The organism is Stenotrophomonas sp. WED208 (assembly GCF_040984485.1).
In the GTDB taxonomy this organism is placed as follows: domain Bacteria; phylum Pseudomonadota; class Gammaproteobacteria; order Xanthomonadales; family Xanthomonadaceae; genus Stenotrophomonas; species Stenotrophomonas riyadhensis.
This window is the reverse complement of record NZ_JAZARB010000002.1, coordinates 281,224-301,161: the sequence shown is the minus strand read 5'-3', so window position 1 is coordinate 301,161 and position 19,938 is coordinate 281,224. Positions and strand designations below refer to the sequence as shown.

Sequence of the window (19,938 nt, the reverse complement as noted above, 5' to 3'; positions counted from 1 at the left end):
ACAGTCCTGAACCCTTCAGGCGGCCGTCGCAGCCAATGAGACAGCCTCGACGTACCCTGCCGCAATGGGTATCGCGATCAAGGGCCGAGGTTCCACGTCCCACCTTGCCGGGCGCTTTGAAAGCACCGTCAGCGAGGCGGTGGACGACGGCTGGGCGGTCGACGAGAGTGAGGAATTCCTCGCCCCGCGCCTGCGCACCGAGGTGCGTGCCGAAACCGCGCGCAGCATCATCACCCGCAACAATTCGCCGGACGTCGGCTTCAGCCAGTCGGTGAATCCGTACCGCGGCTGCGAGCATGGATGCTCGTACTGCTTTGCACGCCCCTCGCATGCCTATCTGAATCTGTCGCCGGGCCTGGATTTCGAGACCAAGCTGTTCGCCAAGACCAATGCGCCGCAACTGCTGCGCAAGGAGCTGTCGAAGCCGGGTTACGTGCCGCAGCCGATTGCGCTGGGCATCAACACCGATGCGTACCAGCCGATCGAGCGCAAGTTCAAGCTGACCCGCCAACTGATCGAAGTGATGCTGGAGACCAAGCATCCTTTCTCGCTGATCACCAAGAACGCACTGGTCGAGCGCGACATCGATCTGCTTGCACCGCTGGCCGCGGAGAACCTGGTCAGCGTGCATTTCTCGGTGACCTCGCTGGACCCGCACCTCTCCGCGAAGCTGGAGCCGCGCGCGTCAGCGCCGCATGCACGGCTGCGTGCGATGAAGCGTCTGCATGAAGCTGGCATTCCGGTGGGCGTGATGGTGGCGCCGGTGATTCCGTGGATCAACGACAGCGAGCTGGAAGCCGTGCTGGAGGCCGCACACGATGCCGGTGCCAGCACCGCAGGCTACGTGCTGCTGCGCCTGCCACTGGAAGTGGCACCGCTGTTCCGCGATTGGCTGGATACGCATCATCCCGATCGCGCCGCACACGTGATGAGCACCATCCAGCAACTGCGCGGCGGCAAGGACTACGACAGCCAGTTCGGCACCCGCATGCGTGGCCAGGGCGTATATGCCGAACTGTTGAACAACCGCTTCAAGCTGGCGCGCAAGCGGTTGGGATTCAATGCACAGAACAGCCATTGGCCGAAGCTGGATTGCAGCCGGTTCCTGAAGCCGCTGCCGCCGAAGAAGGATACGCCGCAGGGGTCGTTGTTCTGAGTCCATCAGTCGAGCATGGCAAGACTCTACATCCGAGCCCGACGTGCAGCTCGACGTCACCCCCCAAACAGCTTCTGCGCACTCTGGAACAGGATCCAGCTCGTCGCGATGAACTTGTCGCCACCCTGTGGTCGATTCCCGCGATGGGTGTGGGTGAACGCCGTCGGCGCAATCAGCAGGCTGCCGGTACGTGGCGCGATCTTGCGGCCCTGGAACAGGAACTCGGTTTCGCCTTCGTCGAAGTCGTCGTTGAGGTACAGCGTCCACAGCACGTGCCGGTGCAGGGTCTCGGCCTGCGCATCCTTCGGGTACAGCTCGCAATGCCAGTACGGGTAACCGCCCTCGCCTGCCGCGTACCACTGCAGGTTGATCGCGCCTGGGCGCAGGCAGGTGCGGGCCAGATCGGCCAGCTGCTGCGGCGGCATGTCGGGAAAGTCCTCGGCAGACAGGCGTCGCGGTTGGCCGTTGCTGTCCTGGATCTGCAACATCAGCGGCGCAATCAACGCCTGTGGATAACGGCGTAGATAAGTCAGCAGGCCGTTGAACACCGCGATCTGCAGCTGCTGGTCGACATCCTGCCAGCCGTCCAGGCCACTGATGCGCAGATCCTTGCTGTGCTTGAGTTCCGGGAACACGCCACTGCCCACCGCACCGGGCTGCAGGCCACGCGTGGCGCGCAGGCGTTCAACGATGGCCGCGCAGACCTCGCTGGGGACGGCGTTGTGGATGACTTCGATGAAATCGACCGGGCCCTGCTCGTGCATGCGTGCATTCCTTAGGCGGCAACGGCTTGATGGTGCCGTTTGCCGCCCTCGGTGTCACCCCACGGTCATGTCATCGAACTGCCATGACCGCTGTCAGGTGATAGGCCGTCAGCCCTGTGCGTCGTCGTGTGCGTGATGGTAGCGCACGGCTTCAGCCACTTCCTCGCGCGAACCGAGGAACACCGGCACGCGCTGGTGCAGCTGGTCGGGCTGGATGTCGAGGATGCGCTCGCGGCCGGTCCAGGCAGCGCCGCCGGCCTGTTCGACCAGCAGGCCCATCGGGTTGGCTTCGTACATCAGGCGCAGCTTGCCGGCCTTGGACGGATCCTTCTTGTCCCACGGGTAGATGAAGATGCCGCCGCGGGTCAGGATGCGATGCACGTCGGCGACCATGCTGGCGATCCAGCGCATGTTGAAGTTCTTGCCGCGCGCGCCTTCCTTGCCCGCCAGCAGGTCGCCGACGTACGCCTGCATCGGCGCTTCCCAGTGGCGCTGGTTGGACATGTTGATGGCGAATTCCTGGGTGGCCGCCGGAATCTGCATGTTCTCGGTGGTCAGCACGAACTCGCCCTTCTCGCGGTCCAGGGTGAAGGCGTGGGTGCCATGGCCGACGGTCAGCACCAGCTGGGTGCTGGGCCCATAGATGCAGTAACCGGCGGCGATCTGCTTGCTGCCCGGCTGCAGGAACGCGTCATCGCCCGGCAGCTCGACGTTGGTCGGGCAGCGCAGCACGGAGAAGATGGTGCCGACGGAGACGTTGACGTCGATGTTGGAGCTGCCATCGAGGGGATCGAACAGCAGCAGGAAATCACCGCGGGGATAGATGTCCGGCACCGGCTGGCTGTGGTCCATTTCCTCCGAGGCGCAGGCGGCGAGGTGGCCGCCCCAGGCGTTGGCCTCGAGCAGGATCTCGTTGCTGATGACGTCCAGCTTCTTCTGCGCTTCACCCTGCACGTTGCCGGTACCGGCGTCGCCGAGCACGCCACCGAGGGCGCCCTTGCTGACGGCGATGGAGATGCTGGTGCAGGCGCGGGCGACGACCGCGATCAGCTGGCGCAGGTCGGCATTGATGCGGCCGGCGTGCTGTTCCTGGATCAGGAAGCGGGTCAACGAAGTACGGGACATGAGCGGGCAGGTCTCGGCAGCGGGAAAACGCCTATTGTCGCCCGTATGGCGGGGCCGTGCGTGATCGCGGGAAGGCGTAATCGTTTCCAGATGCGTTGCGCTGTAGAAACGGGGCACTCTGCTTCTGTAGAGCCGAGCCCGCGCTCGGCTGCGCTTCGTCCGTCATACCGCGCAAGCCGAGCGTAGGCTTGGCTCTACAGCAACCCTGGGTGCAACCGTGACCAAAGAACAAAGGCGCCTTTCGGCGCCTTTGTCTTCAAGCCACTTGAGCGTTGCTTCAGCCCTTGGCGACGGTGGCCACGGCCTTGGCGACGTACTCGAGGTTGTTCTGGTTCAGCGCGGCCACGCAGATGCGGCCGGTGCCGACGGCGTAGATGCCGAACTCGTCGCGCAGGCGTTCGACCTGCTCACGGCTCAGGCCGGAGTAGGAGAACATGCCGGCCTGTTCGTTGATGAAGCCGAACTGCGGGGCACCGGCAGCGGCCAGCTTCTCCACCAGGCCCTGGCGCAGGGCGTGGATGCGCTCGCGCATCTCGGTCAGCTCCTGCTCCCACATCGCGCGCAGTTCCGGGTTGGTCAGCACGCCGGCCACCAGCGCGGCACCGTGGGTGGACGGGCTGGAGTAGATGGTGCGGATCACGCGCTTGACCTGCGACTGCACGGCCTTGGCGTCAGCGGCGGTCGGCGCCACCATCGACAGCGCACCCACGCGCTCGCCATACAGCGAGAACGACTTGGAGTACGAGTTGGCGACGATGAAGCTGTCGATGCCGGCTTCGGCGATGATGCGCACGGCGGCGCCGTCCTGCTCGATGCCCTTGTCGAAGCCCTGGTAGGCCATGTCGATGAAGGGGAACAGCTGCTTCTCCTTCAGCAGCTGCGCGACCTGCTTCCACTGGGTGACCGTGAGGTCGGCGCCGGTGGGGTTATGGCAGCAGGCGTGCAGCAGCACCACGGTGCCGGCGTCCAGCTTGCCCAGGTCGGCCAGCAGGCCGTCGAAGTTGACGCCATGGGTGGTCGGGTCGAAGTAGGTGTAGTCCACCACCTCGAAGCCGGCCGCGCTGAACACGGCGCGGTGGTTTTCCCAGCTGGGGTTGCTCAGCGCAACGGTGGCGTGCGGCAGCAGCTTCTTCAGCACGTCGGCGCCGACACGCAGCGCACCGCTGCCACCGACGGTCTGTGCGGTGGTGACGCGGCCGGCGGCCAGCAGCGGCGAGTCCTTGCCGAACACCAGCTCGCGCGTGGCCTGCGTATACGCCGGCAGGCCATCGATCGGCAGGTAGCCGCGCGGTTTGGCTTCAGCGGCGAGCTGCTGCTCGATCTGCTTGACGGCGCGCAGCAGCGGAATGCGGCCGCTCTCGTCGTAGTAGATGCCCACACCCAGGTTGACCTTGGTCGGGCGGCTGTCGGCGTTGTATGCCTCGGTCAGGCCCAGGATCGGGTCGCCTGGGACCAGTTCCACGTTTGCAAAGAAGGACACGGCGGTACTCGTTCGGTAGACGGAAAGGGGGAGGAATTGCGCCACGCGGCTTACGGCTTTGGGGCCGGAAACAGCCCATCGTAACAAAGCCTGCCGGGGCTGGCCGCCGCCATCGTCATCTGCCGCCCCGTACCATGGCGTGCGTTGCCGCCCGATCCATCAACCTGAATCATGAATCCTGCCGCACGCCGCCGTTGCCTGCCGTTGTCCGCTCTGCTGCTGTCGCCATTGGCGGCCATGGCCGAGCCTGCGCCCACCGCCCTGCCCGCCGTGCAGGTGCAGGCTGCACGGGTGCCGGGCATCGGCCCGTTCGCGCTGCCGGCCAGCCAGGACACGGTCTGGATCGACGCCAGCCGTGCCGGCACCGGCGCACAGCTGTCCGAGGCGCTGGCCGGCGTACCGGGACTACTGGCGCGCGACCGGCAGAACTTCGCACAGGACACCCAGCTGTCGATCCGTGGCTTCGGTGCGCGCTCCACCTTCGGGGTGCGCGGGGTGCGGGTGTTGATCGACGGGGTGCCGGCGACCATGCCCGATGGCCAGGGCCAGCTGTCGCACGCCAGCCTGTTGGGCGCCGAACGCATCGAGGTGCTGCGCGGGCCGTTCTCGGCGCTGTACGGCAATTCCTCCGGTGGCGTGCTGCAGGTGTGGAGCGGACAGGGCCAGGCCGGCGACCCGTGGCGGCTGCGCCTTAATGCCGGCGCCGACAACACGCTCAGTGTCGGTGCGCAACTGAAGGGTGCAGGCCACGGGCTGGACTACAACATCGCCGCCAACCACTTCCGCACCGATGGCTGGCGCGACCACAGCCGTGCGCGCCGCGAATCGCTCAATGCGCGCATCGGTGGTGATCTGGGCGGTGGGCGGTTGGAGCTGCTGCTCAATGCGCTGGATGCCCCCGATGCGCAGGACCCGCTGGGCCTGAGCCGCGCCCAGGTGGCGGCGGATCCGCGCCAGGCCACCGCCGTGGCGCACCAGTACAACACCCGCAAATCGGTGCGCCAGCAGCAGGCCGGTCTGCGCTGGACCCGGGAAACCGGCGCGCAGCGCTGGCAGCTGATGGGCTATGCCGGCCAGCGCACGGTGACGCAATACCTGCCGATTCCGCCGACCGCCCAGGCCAACCCGCTGCATGCCGGCGGGGTGATCGATCTGGAGGGCGGCTATGGTGGACTGGACGCGCGCTGGGGCTGGCACGGCGACCTCGCCGGCCGACCGTTGGACCTGGTGGCCGGGCTCAGCGCAGACCGCCAGCGCCAGCACCGCACCGGCTACGAGAACTTCATCGGCAGCGCCCTCGGCGTGCGCGGGCGCCTGCGCCGCGACCAGATCGACACGGTGCAGAACGTGGACCAGTTCGCCCAGGCCTGGTGGCAATGGAGCCCGCGCTGGTCGTTGCTGGCTGGGCTGCGCCACAGCGCCGTGCGATTCGAATCGAATGACCGCTACATCACCGATCGCAACCCGGACGACAGCGGCCGCCGCCGCTACCAGGCGACTACGCCGGTGGCAGGCGTCAGCTTCGAGGCCAACCCGCAGTGGCGGCTGCACGCCGCCGTGGGCCGGGGTTTCGAGACCCCTACTTTCAACGAGCTGGGGTATCGCGCCGATGGCCTGGCCGGTCTGGCGCTGGATCTGGCCGCTGCACGCAGCCGCAATCTGGAGGTAGGCAGCAAGTGGCACGCACAGGATGGAACCCAGCTTGATATCAGCCTGTTCCGCGCAGATACCGACGATGAGCTGGCAGTTGCCAGCAATTCTGGTGGGCGCAGCACCTATCGCAACATCGGCCGCACCCGCCGCCAGGGTGTGGAACTGCAGTACCGACAGCCGCTGGCCGAGCAGCTGGAGCTGCAGCTGGCGTGGACCTGGCTGCAGGCGGAGGTGCGTTCGCCGTACCTGACCTCGAACACCCTGGTTGCTGCCGGCAGCCGCCTTCCCGGGGTACCGCGTCAGCAGGCCTTCGCCAGGCTGCAGTGGTCCCCCGCCGACTGGCAGTGGGCGCTGGAGGCCTCGGCCAGTAGCGATACCATGGTCAACGACGTGGCGACCGAACGTGCGCCCGGCTTCGCCCTACTGCATCTGGAAGCCGGCCGTCGCTGGACGCTGCCGGGTGGCGAACTGCGCGCCTTCGCACGGTTGGAGAACGTGCTGGACCAGGCCTACATCGGCTCGGTGATCGTCAATGACGGCAATGGCCGCTTCTACGAGCCGGGACCGGGACGGCGGGCCAACGTCGGCCTGCAATGGTCGTGGCGCTGAAGGGGTAGTGCCAGCCGCTGGCCGGCATCGCGCCGTGCAGGACGTCAGGAAGTTGCCGGCCAGCGGCCGGCACTACCCGTAAATCGGGGGCCCTGGCCAGAATCGCGCCGTGCAGGACGTCAGGAGGTTGCCGGCCAGCGGCCGGCACTACCCGTCAGTAGGGGGCCTTGGCCGGCACGAACGGCGAGGTCGGGTCGCTGGCCGGGAACGTCTCCTCCAGCGCCTCGTCCTGGTTGTCGCTGGCGCGCTGCTTGCGTTCACGCCGCTTGAGCGGGCTTTCCTGGCCGCCACGATGGCGGTCACCGCCGTCCTTGCGGTCCTGGGCGGCCTGTTCAGCCACATGCTTCACCGGCAGGTGGTCGTCACCGTGCTCGGCGTCGAAGAACGGTGCGCCGGTGCCGCGGTAGTCGGCGTTGTCGGCATCGCGCTTGCCGCGCTGCTCGCCGGGAATGGGCGGATGGTTCGCGCGCAGCGGGTCGCGGGAGGTCTCTCGGCTCATGGTCTGGCTACCTGCGCTCGGGGCTCCCACTACACCGCCCTGCAGGTAAAGCCGCCGCGAACCTGGCGTCATGAACATCTCGCTCACCCGCTGGTAACGCCACCGCGCGTATTCCTGCCCACCCGCCCCCGCTGCAGGAGCCGGCCATGCCCCGTCTTGAACGACCCGCACCGTCCGTGTTCAACGCCCTGCTCGATCCGCTCGGCCAGCGCACCGCGCAGCGCCGCACGCGCCGCCATGAGGATCCGCAGGCGGTGGCGCAGGACTACCTGCAGTACATGCTCAGCGACTACGAAGAGCGTCGCGGGCAGAACCACCGCAACTGGCGTGACCTGTGCCCGGTGTATGCCTTCGCGCTGACCACGCACGCCGCTGACTGGCCGCGTGGCGACGCTGCCGATACCTGCGAGGAACTGGCCGAGCACTGGGAACAGATGCGTGGGCAGTCGCGGCTGAGCTGGTCGCAGGCGCGGCCGGTGGTGGAAGACGCCTGGCGCGCGCTGGACCATATTCCGGCGGCGGCGGTGAGGCCGTTGCTGCAGTAACGCTGGGGTTCTGCGTACACGCTCAGGTGTGTCGTAGTTGCCGGCCAGCGGCCGGCAACTACCGGACGGCGACGCCTGCAAGCGCCGCCCTTGCATCGATCAGAAGTCCGCGCGGATGCCGAAGGTAACGCGGCGCCCGGAGAACTCGTACTGGGTCGGGAACGCCTTGTCGATCGTATAGCCGCTGGTCTTTTCATCCAGCAGGTTGATCGCTTCCAGGTTCAGCTTCCAGGTGTCGTTCAGACGGAAGCCGAGCGATGCATCCAGCTGGCCATACGCATCGCGGTAGACCGGGTACATGTTGAGGTGGATGTACTCGACGTACTTGTCCTTGTAGTTGTACGAGGCGCGCGCGCTGAAGCGGTCGTTCTCGTAGTACAGGGTGAAGTTGTACGCCTTTTCGGCCAGCCCCTCCGGCGGTGTCGGGATCGAGAGATCCGATGCGCCGGTCAGCGAGTTGTCCAGCTGCGTGTAGTTGGCATTGATGCCCCACCCTTCCAGCGCCGGGTGCAGCATCGACAGCGGCAGCTGCGCGACCAGTTCCACGCCGCTGACCTTGTACGAACCATCGGCATTGACCGGCTGGTACACCTCGAAGTCGTAGTAGCCATCCAGTGAACCGTTGGCGTTGAGCTTCTCGACGTTCGGCACGATGCCGGTCAGCGACTGCCGCACCACGCCATCGATCTTCTTGGAAAAGTAGGACGCCGCCAGCAGGCCACCGTTCTGCAGGTACTTCTCCAGGCCGACTTCCCACTGCTTCGCCGTGGTCGGCCTCAGCGCCGGATTGCCATCCATGAAGCGGAAGCTGCTCCAGCTGACCGTGCGCCGGTAGGCGATGTCGGTCAGCGACGGACGCATCAGCGTTTCCGACGCCGCACCGCGCAAGACCAGGCCCTCGGCAATCTCGGCGGTCATGTTGAAGCTGGGCAGCAGCTTGCTGTAATCGCCGCTGCTGGAGATCGGCGTGGCGGTGAAGCCGCTGCTGCCATCGGGCTTCTGCACCGGATGGAAACCGGAGGAGTCGACGTCGGTATCGATCGACCGCACGCCGAGATTGGCGTACACCGGTACGTGGCCGATGTCGAAGTAGAAATCAGCCATGGCATACAGCGCCAGCGTCTTCTCCTTGACCTCGTAATACTGGCCCGGGTCCAGGGGTGTCGCATAACCGGGATAGCGGAAGGTGGCGCGTGCGTAGGCATTGGAGATCTGCTGCCAGTCCAGACCGCTCGGGCGGTAGGCACCACCCGGTGCCAGCTGGTTGATCCACATCGGATTGCTGTCCGCCAGCGTGCGCTTGTTCACCCACGCTGCACTGCCGGCAGAAGGGCCCTGGATCTTGCCGCTGCCGAACTCGCGCTGCTTGGTCTTGTCGGTGTAGCGCGCACCGAACTGCACTGCGCTCAATGCCGGGAAGAACGCCAGATTCATCTGCCTGCGCAGGTCGAGCTGTGCGGCGTACTTGTCGTCCTTCACCTTCTCCACTTCGGTTTCGTACGCCTCGAACAGGTACTTGTCTGCGGCGTTGTACATGTCGAAACCGCCGGTGCTGCTCGGCACCGTTTCACCGCCGTTGCTGGTCCAGCGCGTACGCGATGGCGCATAGGCGACGTGCTTGAGGTTGGCGTAGTCCGAATCCCTGCGTGCACCGGAGTAGCCGACCAGCGCATCGATGTCCCAGCCGCCCACTTTCCAGTCCAGCTTGCTGCTGAACTGGCGATAGTCGGTGTTGGCGTTGCGGTCCTTGCTGAGGATCTCGTGCTGGGTGGCGGTGTAGGCCACGTCCTTGAGCACGGTGATGCCATGGTCGCCCAGCGTGGTGCGGTCGTAGTCGTAGATGCGGTCCAGCGTGCTGCGGCTGGACGCCGAGTAGGCCGCCGCATCGTATTCGTCCTCATGGGTGTCGTAGCCGCCGAGCATCGCGTCGAAACTCAGCGAGAACGTTTCGCTGGGCTTGAACTGCAGCGATGCAGTCGCGCCCCACTGGTCCTGCTCGTTGAGATAGACACGATCACCGACCTTGTCCTGGAAGATGATGCGGCTGGTCTCGTCCTTGTCCATGCGGTTCTTCACCACGATGCCGGCATCACGCGCCAGCACGGCCGCGGCCTGCGACGAACGCGAGCCAGCCGCTTCGAGGAAGCGGCCCATCGGGCGGAAGTTGATGCCGGAATTGGAATCGGTGCGGTTGCTGCGCTTGGCCTTGGAGAACGACACCAGGCCGCCCCAGTTGCCCCAGGTATCGCTGGCCAGGAACGAGATCTTCGGGTCGACCTTGCCGTTGATCGAGTTGTGCGAGGCCTCGGCCGAGGCGCTGAACTTCGGCTCGGCGTAGTCGAACGGCTTGGCGGTTTCGATGTAGACCGAACCGGCGATGCCACCCTCTTCGTCCGCAGCGGTGGGCGACTTCTGCACCGTGACGGTCTGCACGACATCGGAGGCGAAGATGTCGAACTGCACATCACGCCCGCCGCTGCCCGAGGCGGTGGCCAGGTTGTTGATCGAGACCAGGGTGAACTCGCTGGGCAGGCCGCGCACGCTGACCTTGCTGCCCAGCCCCTTGTTGCGTTCGATGGTGACGCCGGGCATGCGCTGCAGCGCCTCGGCCAGGTTCTGTTCGGGGAAATCGGCGACATCGGTGGCGACGATCGAATCGGAGAAGCCGATGTTGGCGCGCTTCAGATCGACCGCGCGCTCCAGGCTCTTCGCGTAGCTGCCACTGACGGTCACGGTGTCCAGCTGCTGCAGCTGTTCACGGGTATCGCCGTCGGCCTCTTCGGCTTCGGCCATGGCATCGACCGGCAGCACGGCCAGGCCGCCGATCAGCACGGCGTGCACGGCACGGGACAAACGCTTCGCATGAGGGGCTGCAGCGGCAGCCTCCCGGATCTGGTGACGCATCGGATGGATTCCCCGGTTCCCTGTGGTGACGTGCGTCGCGCCTGCCGGATAACCGTGCAGCAGGCCCCTGCGTCGCGTTGCCGACGTTCGGCGCGCACCGAGCCTAGGGAGGAATTATTAAGCCTGTGTTGCGCTGCGCGAGGCGCGGCGTCCGAACCACCAGCCGGCCAGCAGCTGCAGCGGCAGTGACGCCAGCAGCGAAATGACGAACCACAGCGGGAAATCCGCGCCTGCGGTCCACATCGCGTAGCCGCAGCCGAGCGTGATCAGTGACCAGATCGAGAACCCATGCGAACGCGGCCAGCACGGTGCGTAGTAGGTGGCGAAGGAAATGCCGGCGATGCCGCCCAGCACACTGAAGGCCAGGTCCCACCCCAGCTGCACGCTGTTGTCGCCCGGCGACAGGCCCAGCAGCGGTGGCAGCCAGCTGGCGACGCTGCTGACCAGCGCAAGCGACAGCACGCCGCCGATCAGGGCGACGATGGACAGGAACAGGGTCTTGAGCAGGCCGGGCATGCGCGCATTGTACGGCTGCGCGAAGTGCCTGGGGTTGCCGGCCAGCGGTCGGCACCGTCCAGGGATAGGCATGGCCGCCGCGTCCGTGGGAGAGGGGAACGGAGCGACGGCGGCCATGCACAGGCGGTCAGGCGGCGAAGTCGAGCACCACGCGGCCTTCAATGGTGCCCGCGTGCATGCGCGCGAACACGTCGTTGATGTTTTCCAGGCGGTCGGTGCTGACCGTGGCCGCGACCTTGCCTTCGGCGGCGAACTGCAGCGACTCCTGCAGGTCCAGCCGGGTGCCGACGATCGAGCCGCGCACGGTGATGCCGTTGAGCACCATGCCGAAGATGTCCAGCGGGAAGTTGCCCGGCGGCAGGCCATTGAGCGAGACCGTGCCGCCACGGCGCACCATGCCCAGTGCCTGCTCGAACGCCTTCGGCGACACCGCAGTGACCAGCACACCGTGCGCGCCGCCGATTTCCTTCTTCAGGAATGCGGCCGGGTCGGTGGTGCGCGCGTTGACGGTGATCTGCGCGCCGAGCTGCCGGGCCAACGCCAGCTTGTTGTCGTCCACGTCCACCGCGGCTACGTTCAGGCCCATCGCGCGTGCGTACTGCACGGCCATGTGGCCGAGGCCACCGATGCCGGAAATCACCACCCAGTCACCGGGTCTGGTGTCGGTGACCTTCAGGCCCTTGTAGACGGTCACGCCGGCGCACAGCACCGGCGCGATCTCGACGAAGCCTACTTCCTTCGGAAGCAGGCCGACATAGTTGGCATCGGCCAGTGCGTACTCGGCGAAGCCGCCGTTGACCGAGTAGCCAGTGTTGCGCTGTGTCTCGCACAGCGTTTCCCAGCCACCCAGGCAGTGTTCGCAATGGCCACAGGCCGAGTACAACCAGGGGATGCCGACCCTGTCGCCTTCCTTGACGTGCCCTACCCCGCCTCCCACGGCCACGACGTGCCCCACGCCCTCGTGGCCGGGGATGAACGGCGGGTTCGGTTTCACCGGCCAGTCGCCCTCGGCGGCGTGCAGGTCGGTGTGGCAGACGCCACAGGCCTCGATCTTGACCAGCACCTCGCCCGCCCCCGGGCGCGGTACCGAGACTTCCTCGATCACCAGTGGCTTGCCGAACTCACGCACGACAGCGGCCTTCATGGTTGAATTCATGTTCGGATCTCCGTAGTGCGCTTGCCCACAGAATGACGCCGGCACGAGGCCGGCGCTTTGATCACGATCAAACCTTTGACGATTCGTGCAGCAGGTTCAGCTGGCCAGCACTGACGCCTCGCGGGCCAGGCGCTCGATCGCATCCCAGTCGCGGGTCTGCAGCAGCGCCGGGGTGGTCAGCCACGAGCCGCCCACGCACAGCACGTTGGGCAGGTGCAGGAACTGCGGCGCAGTCTGCGCGCTGATGCCGCCGGTCGGGCAGAAGCGCACATCGGCGAACGGGCCGTGCCAGGCCGCCAGCAGCGCAGCGCCACCGGCCTGCACCGCCGGGAAGAACTTGAAGGTGTCGTGGCCGTGCTCCAGGCCCAGGATCAGGTCCGAGGCGGTGGCGGCACCGGGCAGGTACGGCAGGTCGGCATCGCGTGCGGCGGCATACAGCGCCGGTGTCGCACCCGGGGATACGGCGAAACGCGCACCGGCCTGCTTCGCTGCCTGCATCTGCGCGGCATTGAGTACCGTGCCGGCGCCGATCACGGCATCGGGCACGGCCTCGACCATCGCCTTGATCGCATCCAGCGCCTGCGGCGTGCGCAGTGTCACTTCGATCACCGGCAGGCCACCGCGGAACAGCGCCTGGGCCACTTCGACCGCTTCATTCACATCTTCGGGGGTGTACACCGGAATCACCGGTGCCAGCTTCAACAGCGCGCGCAGGCGCGGATCAGCGCTGGACATCGTCTTGCTCCTTGCCCGACCGGGCATCGCGGATCGCCGCCGGGTCCGGCAGCGCAGCGGCGCATGATGCCACGTGGCTCACGACGGTGCTGGTGGTGCCCCGCCCTGCCCCCGGCTCAGGCCGGGTCGGCCTGCAATGCCTGGATGCGGCGCTGGTACCAGTCGCCACCGAGCGGATCGAACACCGCCGAGCGCTCCATCTGTGCCTCGTACACGTGTACCGAGATCGCCAGTGCTTCGTCGCTGGCGTTGCGCAGGGTGTGGTACTCGTGCGGCGGAATCAGGCTGCCGGCACTGCCGCAGCCCCCGCGCAGCACGGCGTGGCGGCGGAAACGCCAGCGCTCGCCGGCGCACTCCAGCAGTTCATAGCGGGTGATCTCCAGCTCGCCTGACCACACTCCCTCCACACACCACATGGCATCGTGGTCGTGCAGCGGCGTGCCCTGCCCTGGGCCCCAGCTCATGGCAATCACGCTGTAGCCGTGTTCGCGGCTGTGGTACAGCGGGCGTCGCGCGTAATGATCACTGACCGGACGGTGCACGCACTCGGGCAATTCGATGCGGCTGTCCGCGATGGCTTCCTGCAGCGCCAGCTGCAGGTCGGCGGTGATGCGTTCGGCATCACCGGAGGTCATCGCCGCGTCGACTGCGGCGATCAACCGGTCGCGGCCACGGAACGCCGGAAACGGAGAGGTCTGCAGGTCCATGCCCCGACTGTAGCGGAGCCTGGTTAAGGGAATGTTGGCGTTCGCGCGCGTCGCGTCCGCATTCAGGGTGAACACGCGCGGAAGAACGGTTCAGATGCACATCCAGTAGAGCGATCACAATGGAACCTCACGCAGCCGGGCCGGTCGAACACGACACGATCCACATCCGCTGCGACATTCCGCAACTTCGCGCCCACCGGGCCCAAGGCTAGACTTCTCCGACTTACCTGGTTCTATACATGTCAGTGCGAATTATTAGCGATGCCGCGTTGCCGGCATCGAAGGGCAAGGCTGCCACGATCAACGACATCGCACGACTGTCGGGAGTTTCCAAGAAAACGGTTTCAAGAATCATCAACAACTCGCCGCTGGTGCGCAAAGACACCCGCGACAAGGTCGAGGCGTTGATGCGCGAGGTCGGTTACGTGCCCGACCCGCTGGCGCGCGGCCTCGCGTTCCGCCGCTCCTTCCTGATCGGCCTGGTGTATGACGACCCGGGCGCCCAATGCATCGTCGATCTGCAGCATGGCGCGCTGGAAGCGCTGCGCGGCACCGGCTATGAGCTGGTGGTGCATCCCTGCGACAGCCAGTCTCCGGACTGTGCGCACGGTGTGCGGCGCTTCGTGCAGCAGCAGAAGCTGCACGGCGTGATCCTTGGCCCGCGTGCCTCCGAGTCGGCCGCGTTGACGGAGATGCTCGACGGCATCGAATGCCGCTACGTCCGCATCAACGCGCATGTGTCGGATGACGAGGCACAGGCGGTGGTCACCCACGATCGCGACGGTGCAGCCGCGGCAGCGGGCTACCTGCTCTCGCTCGGCCACCGCGATATCGCGGTGATTGCCGGTCCGGGCGATCGCCGTACCGCACGCGAGCGCACTCATGGCTTCCTCGACCGGCTGGCCCAGGTGGGCCTGACCCTGCCGGGTGAGCGCGTGCTGGAAGCGGGCGATACGTTCGAGTCGGGCGTGCATGCCGCCGAACGGCTGCTGATGGGCGGACAACGGCCCAGTGCGATCTTTGCCGGCAACGACGAAATGGCCGCCGGCGTGTACCAGGTGGCGTTGCGTGCGGGTATCGCGGTGCCGCAGCAGCTGTCGATCGTCAGCTACGACGACAGCCCGCTGGCGTCGCGGCTGTGGCCGCCGCTGACCTCGGTGCGTCGCCATGTGTCCGACATCGGCCGCGTGGCGGCGGCGATGCTGGTGCAGGCCGACGTGCCGGATGCGCCGACCGCAACCAGCGTGCATCCGCAATTGATGGTGCGCGGTTCCTGCCGGGCCGTGGACGCCTGATCGCCCTGCCCTCGCCTGCGCTGCCGTGACGGTGCAGGCAGGCAGCAACGAAAACGGCGCATCCAGGTGCGCCGTTTTCTTTTCAGTGCGAAGTGCTGTGCGCCGTGGGCTTACACGTCGCCGCCGTCGGCCCAGCCTTCGCCGGTGCCCTTCTGGAACACGCGGTCATCGCCCTGCACATCGCCTGCCGGCAGATGCGCCTGGTCAGACAGTGCCGCGTAGATCGGGGTGAAGTCCGGTGACGTCGCCTGCATCAGCTGTTCGAAGCTGTCGATGACGAAGTAGGTCTTCTGGAAGGTGTCGATGCGGTACTTCGTGCGCATGATCCGCTGCAGGTCGAAACCGATGCGGTTGGGCGCGGCCGATTCCAGCGAGTACAGCGATTCGCCCTTCGACGACACGATGCCGGCACCGTAGATGCGCAGGCCGTCGGGTGTATCGATCAGGCCGAACTCCACCGTGTACCAGTACAGGCGGGTCAGGTTCTGCAGGGCGTCCGGGCCGATCGCGTGGGCTTTGACGCCGCCACGGCCGTACGCCTCCATGTAGTCGGCGAACACCGGGTTCATCAGCAGCGGCACATGGCCGAACAGATCGTGGAACAGGTCCGGTTCGGCGATGTAGTCGATCTGGTCCGGGCGACGGATCCACCAGGTCACCGGGAATCGGCGATTGGCCAGGTGGTCGAAGAAATCCAGTTCCGGCAGCAGGCCTTCGACGCCGACCAGGGTCCAGCCGGTGGCCGCGCCCAGTACTTCGTTGAGCTGGTCGAAGCGCGGAATCATGTGCGCGTTCATGCCCATCTCGTCCTGTGCATCCAGGAATTCCTGGCAGGCGCGGCCGACCAGCAGTTCGCGCTGGCGCTGGTACAGCGTGCTCCAGGTGGCGTGGTCGTCGGCGCTGTAGGTGTCCCACGGCTGCTCGACGAGCGCGGTGGTATACACCGGCACGTAGCCCTTGTCGGTCTGCTGGTGTTCGACGCGGCGGGGCTGGGCGAGGTCCATGGGGCACTCCTTGACGGGATACCCACGATGCTAGGGCAGGGCGCGCGCAACAGGGTTGCAAAAGTTGCGCCGATTGGCCTTGTTGGCGCAATATCCTTGCGTACTCACCATGTTGCGGGGCAACAATGGCCGGAGAAGTCCAGTTCGATCGCACGGATATACGTCTGCTGGCTGAAATCCAGCGGGATGGGCGCGCCACCAACGCCGAGCTGGCGACACGGGTGAACCTCTCACCCTCGGCCTGCCTGCGCCGCCTGCAGCGGCTGGAAAGCGAGGGCGTGATCGTCGGCTATGGCGCGCGGCTGGAACCGCGCCAGCTGCGCCTGGGCCTGCAGGCCTTCGTGCGCGTGCAGCTGGAAAAGCACGACCAGGCCGCCATCGGCCACTTCGTGGACAGCGTGCAGGGCTGGGATGAAGTGGTGGCCTGCCATGCACTGACCGGCGACATGGACTACCTGCTGCACGTCTACGTGCGCGACCTGGAGCACTTCTCGCACTTCCTGCTGGACCGGCTGCTCAATGCCGGCGGCGTGGCCGATGCCAATTCCAGCTTCGTGCTGCGCACGGTGAAGGGCTTCCAGGCATTGCCGCTTTCGCAGCTGGAATGAACGCGCCGCCGCGATTTGACGGCGCCGGGCGGGTAGCCGAGCATCTCCGCCCTGCGCGCGTCGCAGCGTTCCTTTCCGGTTCCACGCATGTCCGAACTCCAGCACCCGCTGCCCACCACCACGTTCCTGCCGCTGCAGCGCAAGTCGCTGGCGCGCTACGTCGCCCATGGCACGCCACCGCAGACCGCAGTGGAGCAGGCCGGGCTGATGGCCGCGCAGCTGTGCCGGACGCGCCTGCATCCAGCGGCCGAGATCGAGCGCCTGCTGCATGATGCCTGCGCGTTGTTTGCCGGCAACGAAGGCGCGGCTGCACAACTGGCTGGCCCCGGTGGCGGTGGCCAGCCGGAACTGGATGCCTGGCTGACCGCATTGGCTGCCCACGGCGTGCTGCTGGCACCGGCGGAGATCCTGCAGGACGTCATCGCGCAGTCGCCACGGGAGTACCCGGGCCTGGCCCTGCAGCAGGCCTGCCAGGAAACCCTGGTCGAACATGAGATCCGCTTTCCCGCCACCTTTTCCAGTGACGACGACGAGGCCACGCAGGATGACGTCGCCGCCGCGGATGCGCGGTCGGTCGAGCACCATGGCCTGTATACCTCCGAGCAGGCCCGCGTGCTGCGCGCCATCGCCGCCAACCCCGATGAGCTGATCGACCTCGATGGCTATGCCGGCACCGGCAAGGGCCACCTGGTGCTGGCGCTGATGGAGGCGCGGCCGGGCCGCTACACCTACGTGGCGCCTTCGCGTGGGCAGGTGGAAGCCTTCCGCGCCCGCGTGCCGGCCAGCACTGCGGTGCGCCTGCTGACCCAGATCGAGTTCGCCAACCGCGTGGCGCAGCACGCTGCGCGCAGCGGCCAGACCGGTGGCTTCGTTGCCAGCTACCGGCGCAGCACCCGTACTCCGCGCGAGATTGCCGGCCGCATCGGCCTGCAGGACATCGGTGGGCGCAGCCCGGAGCAGGTGCTGCTGACCGCGTTCGAGGCCATCAACCGTTGGTGCGCATCGTCGGCACCGGGCCTGGCGTTCCAGCATTTCGACCGATCGGTGCCTGCCGCGATGCTCGATGTGTCGCCGTACATGGCGGCCGCCGAGCACGTCTGGCGCTGCATGTTCGACGCCGAGCTGCAGCGGGGCACGCTGCTGAGCCTCAGCCCGGCGCACATCGGCAAGTGGTTGGCGCTGCGCGGCGTCACCCCCCCGCAGGACATGGGCATGCTGCTGGTGGACGAGGCGCATGACCTGAGCCCGTCGTGGAAGCAGTTGCTGGCCGGCCATGCGCCTGGCGTGGTCAGCCTGGGTGATCCGCACCAGTGCCTGACCGGTACGGTGCCGCGCTGGGCCGCGTCGAAGGTGCTGGAAATGCACCAGTCGGTGCGCCAGGGCAACCAGGTCGAGGGCCTGGTCAACCAGACCCTGGCACTGGATGGACTGGGCCAGGAAAGTGGGCCGTTCGTCGGTGCCACCGACCGCGCCACCGGTGTGCTGCATTACCGCGACTGGGCGCAGGTGCCGAGCGAGGGCCTGCGCATCCATGGCAGCGTCGCCGATCTGGCCCTGGATGCGGCACAGCTGCACGCGCTCGGGCTGCGGCCCTACCTGCATCCGGCATCGCTGCGTGCGCTGCGCGGCGTGCTGCAACGGCCACTGGATGCGTGGCGCCGGCGCCGCGACAGCGCATCGGACCAGGAATGGAAGCGCTTCCTGGCCACGCAGGCCGACGAAGGGCACGGCGCGCTGGTTGAACTGTTCGGGTCCGCCGATCGGGTGCAGTCACTGCTGCAGGCGCTCGATGACCAGGACACGCCCGCTGAAGGGCGGGTGGCGCTGTGCCTGGCCGAGCACGCGAAGAACCTGCAGTTCGACGTGGTCTCGCTGTCGCCCGGTTGCTTCAGTGCGGGGCAGGGCGGGCGCATCTGGCACAACCCGGTGCGCGCGGTCTATCTGGCGCTGACCCGTGCGCGACGCCAGCTGCATGTGCCGGCCGATGGCATGGAACAGCTGCAGCACACGGCGACACTGCAGGAGCAGGCCCGCCAGATGCGCAGGCGCGAGCGGCAGCAGGCCAGCGGTTACCGGCCCGCGCGCTAGCACGCGCGTCGCTGTCTGGCAGCGACACGCTGGCTCAGGTCAGCACTTGTCTTTGCGGCCCATCAGCTTGCCCAGGCGCGAGGCTTCCTCGCACTTCGGCGCGGCCACCGGTGCCGGTGCGGCCGCCGCGGCACGTGCGCGCTGCAGCTGCTGGATTTTCGCGCGGATCTGCGGCATCGCCGCCATCGCGGCCTTTTCGCCTTCCAGGATTGCGGTGCCACGCTGGCTGAAATCGGCGGCGCCGATGTCCAGTACCTTCGGGCGGATGACGATGTCGGCGCGCGCCAGTTCCTGCTCGCCCAAGCGCTGGCCCATGATCGAGATGGACTGGTTGACGATGCCCAGCATGTCGGTCGGCGCCTTGCCGCTGGCCTTGCTGGAGATGTCCACGGCGATCACGAAGTCGGCGCCAAGCTGGCGTGCGGCATCCACCGGCACCGGGCTCACCACGCCGCCATCGATGTAGTTGCGACCGCCGATCTTCACCGGTTCGAACACACCGGGAATGCTGCTGGACGCGCGCACCGCTTGGCCGACGTTGCCGCGCACGAAGATCGCACGCTCGCCGGTCTCCAGCTGGGTGGCGACGGCGGCGAACGGCTTCTTCAGGCGCTCGGCAGGACGGTTGGCAACCTGCTCGTTGACGTAGTCCTGCAGCTTCTGGCCCTGCACCAGGCCGCCGGAGAACAGGCGCACGTCGCGGATGCTGGCTTCATCCAGCGCGACCGCCTTGCTCTGCATCTGGAACGCGTCCATGCCGCTGGCATACAGCGCACCCACCACGCTGCCGGCGCTGGTGCCGGACACCACGGCCGGCTCGAAGCCATTGGCCTCCAGCATCTTGATCACGCCGATGTGGGCGAAGCCCTTGGCCGCGCCGCCACCGAGGGCGATGCCGATCTTGACGGGCTTGGCCTGCGGCACCACGGTGGGTGCCGGCGGCGGCGTGGGACGGACCGGATCGCCACCGCAGCCGGCCAGCAGGCCGATCAGGGCGACGGACAGCAGCATGCGGGGGCGGAACAGGCTCATCGGCAGTGCGCTCGCGGCGCCGGATTCAGGAAAGGGCGCCAGCATACCGAAGCCGTGGCAGG

Annotated in this window: 17 protein-coding genes; 6 read left to right on the top strand and 11 right to left on the bottom strand. The window is 67.0% G+C overall.

The features are described 5' to 3' along the window. Positions 1-64: 64 nt before the first annotated feature. Positions 65-1,156 carry a PA0069 family radical SAM protein gene (locus VPH47_RS20930; RefSeq protein ID WP_368851732.1) on the top strand — a complete coding sequence of 364 codons (1,092 nt, stop codon included), beginning with the start codon at positions 65-67 and terminating at the stop codon, positions 1,154-1,156. Positions 1,157-1,212: 56 nt separating this feature from the next. Here the strand turns inward: VPH47_RS20930 and VPH47_RS20925 are convergent, their stop codons facing one another. From VPH47_RS20925 to VPH47_RS20915, 3 genes are all read right to left on the bottom strand, one after another. Beyond that, positions 1,213-1,920, bottom strand: a complete 708-nt coding sequence (locus VPH47_RS20925) for a 2OG-Fe(II) oxygenase (RefSeq protein WP_019337497.1) — start codon at positions 1,918-1,920, stop codon at positions 1,213-1,215. A 108-nt stretch (positions 1,921-2,028) separates the two neighbouring features. Then, entirely contained in the window at positions 2,029-3,045 is a 1,017-nt protein-coding gene (locus VPH47_RS20920) for a class 1 fructose-bisphosphatase (RefSeq protein WP_014035428.1), read from the bottom strand. A gap of 277 nt (positions 3,046-3,322) precedes the next feature. Then, a complete protein-coding gene (locus tag VPH47_RS20915) occupies positions 3,323-4,525 on the bottom strand; it encodes an amino acid aminotransferase (protein WP_088022996.1) in 1,203 nt (400 codons plus the stop codon). 171 nt (positions 4,526-4,696) lie between these two features. Here VPH47_RS20915 and VPH47_RS20910 point away from each other — a divergent pair, with 171 nt between their 5' ends. Then, complete coding sequence (locus tag VPH47_RS20910) at positions 4,697-6,787, top strand: TonB-dependent receptor family protein (protein ID WP_368851731.1); 2,091 nt, start codon at positions 4,697-4,699, stop codon at positions 6,785-6,787. A gap of 154 nt (positions 6,788-6,941) precedes the next feature. Here VPH47_RS20910 and VPH47_RS20905 read toward each other — a convergent pair whose 3' ends face one another. After that, positions 6,942-7,286 carry a hypothetical protein gene (locus VPH47_RS20905; protein ID WP_368851729.1) on the bottom strand — a complete coding sequence of 115 codons (345 nt, stop codon included), beginning with the start codon at positions 7,284-7,286 and terminating at the stop codon, positions 6,942-6,944. A 146-nt stretch (positions 7,287-7,432) separates the two neighbouring features. On the opposite strand from VPH47_RS20905, the gene VPH47_RS20900 reads away from it, so the two are divergent. Beyond that, positions 7,433-7,831 (top strand): hypothetical protein, encoded by a 399-nt coding sequence (locus tag VPH47_RS20900; protein WP_032954739.1) that lies wholly within the window; start codon positions 7,433-7,435, stop codon positions 7,829-7,831. 99 nt (positions 7,832-7,930) lie between these two features. Here VPH47_RS20900 and VPH47_RS20895 read toward each other — a convergent pair whose 3' ends face one another. The 5 genes from VPH47_RS20895 to VPH47_RS20875 form a co-directional block, all read right to left on the bottom strand. Then, positions 7,931-10,684, bottom strand: coding sequence for a TonB-dependent receptor (locus tag VPH47_RS20895; protein WP_368851728.1), 2,754 nt, complete (start codon positions 10,682-10,684; stop codon positions 7,931-7,933). Between the two features lie 168 nt (positions 10,685-10,852). Beyond that, positions 10,853-11,251, bottom strand: a complete 399-nt coding sequence (locus VPH47_RS20890) for a hypothetical protein (protein ID WP_368851761.1) — start codon at positions 11,249-11,251, stop codon at positions 10,853-10,855. Between the two features lie 127 nt (positions 11,252-11,378). Beyond that, positions 11,379-12,407, bottom strand: coding sequence for an alcohol dehydrogenase AdhP (adhP, locus tag VPH47_RS20885; RefSeq protein WP_368851727.1), 1,029 nt, complete (start codon positions 12,405-12,407; stop codon positions 11,379-11,381). Positions 12,408-12,503: 96 nt separating this feature from the next. Continuing rightward, positions 12,504-13,142 (bottom strand): bifunctional 4-hydroxy-2-oxoglutarate aldolase/2-dehydro-3-deoxy-phosphogluconate aldolase, encoded by a 639-nt coding sequence (eda, locus tag VPH47_RS20880; RefSeq protein ID WP_057501592.1) that lies wholly within the window; start codon positions 13,140-13,142, stop codon positions 12,504-12,506. A gap of 116 nt (positions 13,143-13,258) precedes the next feature. Further along, positions 13,259-13,849 (bottom strand): cysteine dioxygenase family protein, encoded by a 591-nt coding sequence (locus VPH47_RS20875; protein ID WP_088023016.1) that lies wholly within the window; start codon positions 13,847-13,849, stop codon positions 13,259-13,261. 239 nt (positions 13,850-14,088) lie between these two features. On the opposite strand from VPH47_RS20875, the gene VPH47_RS20870 reads away from it, so the two are divergent. After that, the gene (locus VPH47_RS20870; protein ID WP_110710637.1) at positions 14,089-15,144 is read left to right on the top strand and encodes a LacI family DNA-binding transcriptional regulator; all 1,056 of its coding nucleotides are present in this window, start codon (positions 14,089-14,091) and stop codon (positions 15,142-15,144) included. A gap of 110 nt (positions 15,145-15,254) precedes the next feature. Here the strand turns inward: VPH47_RS20870 and phhA are convergent, their stop codons facing one another. After that, the gene (phhA, locus tag VPH47_RS20865; protein ID WP_110710638.1) at positions 15,255-16,148 is read right to left on the bottom strand and encodes a phenylalanine 4-monooxygenase; all 894 of its coding nucleotides are present in this window, start codon (positions 16,146-16,148) and stop codon (positions 15,255-15,257) included. 125 nt (positions 16,149-16,273) lie between these two features. Between phhA and VPH47_RS20860 the strand changes: the two genes are divergently transcribed. Both VPH47_RS20860 and VPH47_RS20855 read left to right on the top strand, forming a co-directional pair. Continuing rightward, on the top strand, positions 16,274-16,756 hold the full coding sequence (locus VPH47_RS20860; RefSeq protein WP_004153377.1) for an Lrp/AsnC family transcriptional regulator: 483 nt from the start codon (positions 16,274-16,276) through the stop codon (positions 16,754-16,756). 87 nt (positions 16,757-16,843) lie between these two features. Next, positions 16,844-18,844, top strand: a complete 2,001-nt coding sequence (locus tag VPH47_RS20855) for a hypothetical protein (protein WP_368851726.1) — start codon at positions 16,844-16,846, stop codon at positions 18,842-18,844. Between the two features lie 39 nt (positions 18,845-18,883). Here VPH47_RS20855 and VPH47_RS20850 read toward each other — a convergent pair whose 3' ends face one another. Further along, positions 18,884-19,876 carry a patatin-like phospholipase family protein gene (locus VPH47_RS20850; RefSeq protein WP_019337382.1) on the bottom strand — a complete coding sequence of 331 codons (993 nt, stop codon included), beginning with the start codon at positions 19,874-19,876 and terminating at the stop codon, positions 18,884-18,886. Between the last annotated feature and the right edge of the window lie 62 nt (positions 19,877-19,938).

Coding starts and splice junctions, on each gene's coding strand:
- VPH47_RS20930 (WP_368851732.1), top strand. CDS start 65: ATGGGTATCGCGATCAAGGGCCGAGGTTCCACGTCCCACCTTGCCGGG.
- VPH47_RS20860 (WP_004153377.1), top strand. CDS start 16,274: ATGGCCGGAGAAGTCCAGTTCGATCGCACGGATATACGTCTGCTGGCT.
- VPH47_RS20905 (WP_368851729.1), bottom strand. CDS start 7,286: ATGAGCCGAGAGACCTCCCGCGACCCGCTGCGCGCGAACCATCCGCCC.
- VPH47_RS20925 (WP_019337497.1), bottom strand. CDS start 1,920: ATGCACGAGCAGGGCCCGGTCGATTTCATCGAAGTCATCCACAACGCC.
- VPH47_RS20910 (WP_368851731.1), top strand. CDS start 4,697: ATGAATCCTGCCGCACGCCGCCGTTGCCTGCCGTTGTCCGCTCTGCTG.
- VPH47_RS20850 (WP_019337382.1), bottom strand. CDS start 19,876: ATGAGCCTGTTCCGCCCCCGCATGCTGCTGTCCGTCGCCCTGATCGGC.
- adhP (WP_368851727.1), bottom strand. CDS start 12,407: ATGAATTCAACCATGAAGGCCGCTGTCGTGCGTGAGTTCGGCAAGCCA.
- VPH47_RS20855 (WP_368851726.1), top strand. CDS start 16,844: ATGTCCGAACTCCAGCACCCGCTGCCCACCACCACGTTCCTGCCGCTG.
- VPH47_RS20875 (WP_088023016.1), bottom strand. CDS start 13,849: ATGGACCTGCAGACCTCTCCGTTTCCGGCGTTCCGTGGCCGCGACCGG.
- VPH47_RS20920 (WP_014035428.1), bottom strand. CDS start 3,045: ATGTCCCGTACTTCGTTGACCCGCTTCCTGATCCAGGAACAGCACGCC.
- VPH47_RS20890 (WP_368851761.1), bottom strand. CDS start 11,251: ATGCCCGGCCTGCTCAAGACCCTGTTCCTGTCCATCGTCGCCCTGATC.
- VPH47_RS20870 (WP_110710637.1), top strand. CDS start 14,089: ATGTCAGTGCGAATTATTAGCGATGCCGCGTTGCCGGCATCGAAGGGC.
- phhA (WP_110710638.1), bottom strand. CDS start 16,148: ATGGACCTCGCCCAGCCCCGCCGCGTCGAACACCAGCAGACCGACAAG.
- eda (WP_057501592.1), bottom strand. CDS start 13,142: ATGTCCAGCGCTGATCCGCGCCTGCGCGCGCTGTTGAAGCTGGCACCG.
- VPH47_RS20900 (WP_032954739.1), top strand. CDS start 7,433: ATGCCCCGTCTTGAACGACCCGCACCGTCCGTGTTCAACGCCCTGCTC.